Source organism: Pseudothioclava alba (assembly GCF_033100795.1).
Taxonomy (GTDB): domain Bacteria; phylum Pseudomonadota; class Alphaproteobacteria; order Rhodobacterales; family Rhodobacteraceae; genus Pseudothioclava.
The window spans coordinates 1-5329 of the sequence record NZ_JAWLVI010000016.1; the positions used below are offsets into that span (position 1 = coordinate 1).

The following is a 5329-nucleotide window of genomic DNA, read 5'->3' on the forward strand; positions in this document are numbered from 1 at the left end:
AAGATCAACGCCGATGATTGTAACCTGTTCCACGGATGCCCTCTCCTGTAGCTTGTGCGTAAACATCCCAAGCTTGGCACATTGCGATGCCGTTTGGGGAGAGCGGCATCCACCCCATCTCTCGCTCCAAGCCATTGAAATCACTGATGCGTCCCGAGGGTTTTTATCCCACTTGGTCGCTTGCCTCTGGCAGCGAACCTCGTCGCCGCACTCACATTACATAGGAAAACGTGGAGAACGCATGCCCCTAAAAATCTCTGAGCCGGGCTTGATGACGACCACCGCCCTGCCCTAACATTTTTTGCTTCCCTGAGAGGGGTGCCAAAATGTAAGCGGGCCACATCACGTTGACATAGCGGCATTTTTTTAAAGGCCACGGTGGAGCCCGGCAAGATGAATTCGACCATATCCCTCCTTCTTGTCTTCTTGAACCAGTTCTTCATGCCGCGGCACAACGCGCAACTGAGGCTGCTGAAGGCCCAGATCGCGATCTTGCGGGCACGCATCCCGACGCAACGGATTATCCTGTCGCCCTCCGAGAAGGCCGAACTGCTGCGCATCGGAGAAGAGTGCGGGCACGATATCGACGGGCTGATGGAAGTGGCAAAGCCCGCGACCTACAAGCGATGGCTCGCCCAGATGCGTGGTGGACGCCCATTTCAGGCCGTTGGACGGCCGCGCCTGACGCAGGAACTGCGCGACGTCGTCATCCGCATTGGCTCTGAAAATCTCCTATGGGGTTACAAGCGGATCGCGGGCGAGCTGAAAAAGCTGGGGCTCTACGCTGGTGCCAATTCCGTCAAGCGCATCCTGAACGAGGCGGGCATCCACCCGAGCCCTGAGCGGCGAAGGAAAAATCCTGCCCTGCCGTGGACAACCTTCATCCGGGCGCACATGGAAACCATGGTCGCCTGCGACTTCTTCTCGAAGACCGTGTTTACGCTACGCGGGCCGAGGACGGCCTATGTGCTGATGTTCATCCATCTCGGCAGCCGCCGCGTCTTCTGCAGCGCGCCGACCTATGCCCCCGACTCGGCATGGGTCACCCAGCAGGCCCGCAACACGTTGATGTGGTGCGAAGAACAAGGTATCACGCCGGAGTTCCTGATCCGCGATGCCGACACCAAATTCAGCGCCAGTTTCGATACCGTCTGGGAGTCGGAGGCCGCTCGTGTGATCCAGATCCCGCACAGGGCGCCCGACGCAAACGCCTTCGCGGAATCGTTCATCGGCACCATCAAGCGCGAATGCCTCGATTTCTTCATCTGCTTCAGCCGGTCCCAGCTCGATTACATCCTGCGGACCTGGGTGCGCCATTACAATGTCGAGCGCCCGCATCGCGGACGCGACATCGGGAACAACGTACTGCAAGTCGATTTCAGGCCTGTGCGGGACGGCCCGATCCAATGCAATCGCCAACTCGGCGGCATTGTCACATCCTACACCCGCGATGCGGCGTGATTATCATGGCAGAGCTAAAAATCCTAAAGAGAGCCCGCGCCGATTTCGTCTGGTCGGGTTTAACCACACCCTACATCGTTTCGCGATAACGACAGATTATGCCTTGCTTGGACTTTGGCCCCCTTTCTCAGCGAAAGCCACGGTGGGAAGCACAGTGCCAAGCTGGAGGGACTTCAGAGCCGAGGCGATCCGTTTGGGCCGCCTGATCGCGTCAATAAAGCTGAGCCGCTGCACGATACTCTCCCGAAATCATGGCGGCGAACACCACGGTGTCACTGTTTTGTGCGGCGTTCCATGACGGTTTCGAGCAAGTAAATCAGAAAGCTCGGTTTGCTCCATCCGGTGATTTCCTTGCACAGAGCTTTGACCCGGTGCAGGCGCGGATGATAGGGCTGCGAACCGGCTGGCTGCATTACGGGCTTCTGGCTATCCTCTCGGCGACGATTGTGGCGATGCTATCCTCGGTGGGAATACTCCTCTCCGTAGCCGACCTGATCGCCCCGGGCGCCATCGCCTTTCTTCTTGCGCGCCGTTTCGCGGCACTGCTGGTGACTTCAATCATTGTGGCGTTGATCGCCGGAATCACCGGGATCTACGCGGCCTTCTGGCTCGATACTGGCCCCGCACCGAGCATCGTGCTGATCCTGACCGGAATGTTCCTTGTCGCTTTGTTTGCGCAGCAGCGGCGCGAACGCCGAGCAACCGCGCAACAATAGATATCGCCGATCCGCGTGACAGTCGCGACAAGGTGTTTCTGAGCGCCCTCGTGCATGCCCCGGCATTTTAACCTTTTCCACGGTCGGCTCCGACCTATTCCTTATCCGAATCAACGTCTTCCCTGGCTTCAAACCACTCACCCACCCTCTCTGGACACAACTTGGTAAGCCTTGAACTGCACCAATATAGAACATACCATGAACGCATGGTTAAGCGCACCCTCACCGACAAACTGGCGATTCTCGCAGATGCCGCGAAATATGATGCGTCCTGCGCCTCCTCCGGGGGGCAGCAGCGCAATTCCAAGGATGGCAAGGGGCTTGGCTCGGCGGGCGGTTCGGGGATCTGCCACGCCTATACGCCCGACGGGCGCTGTATTTCGCTGCTCAAGATCCTGATGACCAATTTCTGCATCTATGACTGCGCCTATTGCGTCAACCGCGCCTCCAGCCGCGTCGAGCGGGCGCGCTTTACCGTCGAAGAGGTCACCCGCCTCACCATCGAGTTTTACCGCCGCAACTATATCGAAGGGCTGTTCCTCTCCTCGGGCATCATCCGGTCGCCCGACGACACCATGGCCGATATGGTCCGCATCGCCCGCACCCTGCGCGAGCAAGAGAACTTCCGCGGCTATATCCACCTCAAGACGATCCCGGACGCCTCGCCCGAGCTGATCGCCGAGGCCGGGATCTGGGCCGACCGGCTTTCGATCAACGTCGAATTGCCGACCGAAACCGCGCTGAGCCAACTCGCCCCCGAGAAATCGGCCCGAACCATCCGCAGCGCCATGGCCGACGTCAAAACCCGGCGCGAGGCCAGCCGCGAGCGCAGCCACAAGGGCACCCGCCCCCGCGCCTTCGCGCCTGCCGGGCAATCGACCCAGATGATCGTCGGCGCGGATGCCGCGACGGATGGGCAGATCCTCGGCAATGCCGCCTCGCTTTACGGCGATTTCCGCCTGCGCAGGGTCTATTATTCGGCCTTCTCGCCGATCCCCGACGCCTCGCGCCTGCTTCCGCTCAAGCGCCCGCCCCTGATCCGCGAGCACCGGCTCTATCAGGCCGACTGGCTGATGCGCTTCTACGGGTTCAAGGCGCAGGAAATCGCACCGCAAAGCGGGATGCTCGATCTGGAGATCGACCCGAAACTGGCCTGGGCGCTCGGCCACCGCGAGATGTTCCCCGTCGACGTGAACCGCGCGCCCCGCGAATTGCTGCTGCGGGTTCCGGGCTTCGGGACACGCTCGGTGGACCGGATCATCGCCGCGCGCCGCCACCGCAGCCTGCGCTACGAGGACCTGCTGCGGATCGGCTGCGTCCTGCGGAATGCGCAACCCTTCATCACCCTGCCCGGCTGGTCGCCCCGCGCGCTCACCGACAGCGCCGATCTGCGCGCTCGCTTCGCCCCGCCACCCGAGCAACTGAGCCTCTTCTGATGCGCGTGATCTCCCTGCCCCGGATCGGCACCGTTCCCGCCTGGCGCAGCCATGCCCGCGCTCTGGCGGCCGGGGGCGTGCCCCCCGGCGCGGTGCTCTGGCAGCTCGACGCCCCCGAGGGCGCGCCCAGCGACCTCTTTGCCGGCGCTCCGGCACCCGAGCCCCCTGCCCCGCCCGTGACGCTCACGCTCCCCCGTGAGGCCGTGAGCGCCATTGAGACCGCGCTGCACCATTCCGACCCCGAGCGCTTCGCCCGCGCCTATGGGATCGTTCTGCGGCTTGCGCGGGGCGATCTGCGGTGGGGCGACCGCTCCGATCCGGCTCTGCACCGCCTGCTTGCGCAGGAAAAGGCCGTGCGCCGCGACATTCACAAGATGCACGCCTTCGTCCGTTTCCGCGAGATCTGCGCGCCCGAGGCTCCCCGCCGCACCTTCGCCGCGTGGTTCGAGCCCGATCACCCGATCGTCGAGCCCGCGAGTTCGTTCTTCGCCAAGCGCTTTGGCGACATGGACTGGATCATTGCGACGCCCACGCTCACCGCGCGTTTCGTGTCCGGCACCCTGAGCTTCGAGGAAACCCGCGACACCGCGCCCCCAGCCCCGGACGCGACCGAGGCGCTCTGGCGCACCTATTTCACCCATATTTTCAACCCGGCGCGGCTGATGGTGTCCGCGATGACCTCGGAAATGCCGCGCAAATACTGGAAGAACCTCCCCGAGGCCGACCTCATCCCCGAAATGATCCGCACCGCACCAGAGCGCGCGATGGGCATGATCGAGGCCGCGCCGACAGTGCCGCCAAAGCGCGCCGAAAAACTGCGACGCGGCAAGGTTTAGTATTTATTATCAATATATTACGGGATTTTGAGGGCGGCCACCCTACCCCGCCAAGGCTTGCGCTGCCTCTGGCATCCGGGCGAGGCTCGCCGCCAGCCGGTCACGCCATTTCGGCCCCCGCGACAGCGCATCCTCATAGGCTTCGCGCAGCTCCTGCGGACGGTCCTCGGCCAGCGCCGCGATGAGGAACGCGGCCTGTCTGCGGTCCTTCTCGGCCTTGAGCCGATCTCGCCCTTCGCGCCGCTCCGCCACGATCAGCTTGTGGATCGCGAACCGCTCGGGCCGCGGGATCTGCACCAACACGCCCGAGCGATACAGCACCGCCGCCGGGATCGGGTCGGCAATCAGGAAATTCAGGTGGCGCAGAGCCTGTGCCGTGACCCCAAGCGCCGCAAGCGGGCGCGGCCCCTCTTCGGCAAATGCGGGCGTCAGGAACTCGACCAGCGCCTGCCCCCTGCTCTGCCGCCAGCGCCATGCGGGCGTGTTCTCGACCGTCGGCACCGGGTCGAACTCGAACGCGCGCAGCACCTCGGCCACGGGCGGCTCGGCCTCATCGTCAAGCGCGAGCGACAGCCGCTCGAAGCTTGCGATGTCGAGATCCCCGGTCTGCGCCATCTCGTCGAAGCGGTAGCGCAGGCCGAGCTCGCCTTCATACAGCCGAAACGCGTGTGTCCCGATCACCGTGCCGCCCAGCCGGAACACCCCCGATTGCGCCAGCGCAGAGACAAGGCTCGGAGGGGATGGGTCTGGCAGCGAACCCTCTTTTGTGGATGCCGCTCGTTTTGCAAGGAAATTCTGAACCTCTGGACATGTGATCGAGCGCGTACTTTTGTCAGGCCTGTTTGTGCGGCTGACATTGGCACCGCTGGCCGGTATGGTG

At 63.2% G+C, this 5329-nt stretch carries 5 protein-coding genes; 4 read left to right on the forward strand and 1 reads right to left on the reverse strand.

Translation table 11 applies throughout. The features are described 5' to 3' along the window. Positions 1–393: 393 nt before the first annotated feature. From RYZ20_RS15765 to RYZ20_RS15780, 4 genes are all read left to right on the forward strand, one after another. Positions 394–1461, forward strand: a complete 1068-nt coding sequence (locus tag RYZ20_RS15765) for an integrase core domain-containing protein (RefSeq protein ID WP_173486670.1) — start codon at positions 394–396, stop codon at positions 1459–1461. Between the two features lie 251 nt (positions 1462–1712). Beyond that, positions 1713–2177, forward strand: a complete 465-nt coding sequence (locus RYZ20_RS15770) for a metal ABC transporter permease (protein WP_317675165.1) — start codon at positions 1713–1715, stop codon at positions 2175–2177. Positions 2178–2383: 206 nt separating this feature from the next. After that, entirely contained in the window at positions 2384–3613 is a 1230-nt protein-coding gene (locus RYZ20_RS15775; RefSeq protein ID WP_173486395.1) for a putative DNA modification/repair radical SAM protein, read from the forward strand. Next, entirely contained in the window at positions 3613–4449 is an 837-nt protein-coding gene (locus RYZ20_RS15780; protein ID WP_173486396.1) for a TIGR03915 family putative DNA repair protein, read from the forward strand. The genes RYZ20_RS15775 and RYZ20_RS15780 overlap by 1 nt, the downstream gene beginning before the upstream one ends. Before the next feature lie 42 nt (positions 4450–4491). Here RYZ20_RS15780 and RYZ20_RS15785 read toward each other — a convergent pair whose 3' ends face one another. Beyond that, complete coding sequence (locus RYZ20_RS15785) at positions 4492–5325, reverse strand: nucleotidyltransferase family protein (protein ID WP_317675169.1); 834 nt, start codon at positions 5323–5325, stop codon at positions 4492–4494. Between the last annotated feature and the right edge of the window lie 4 nt (positions 5326–5329).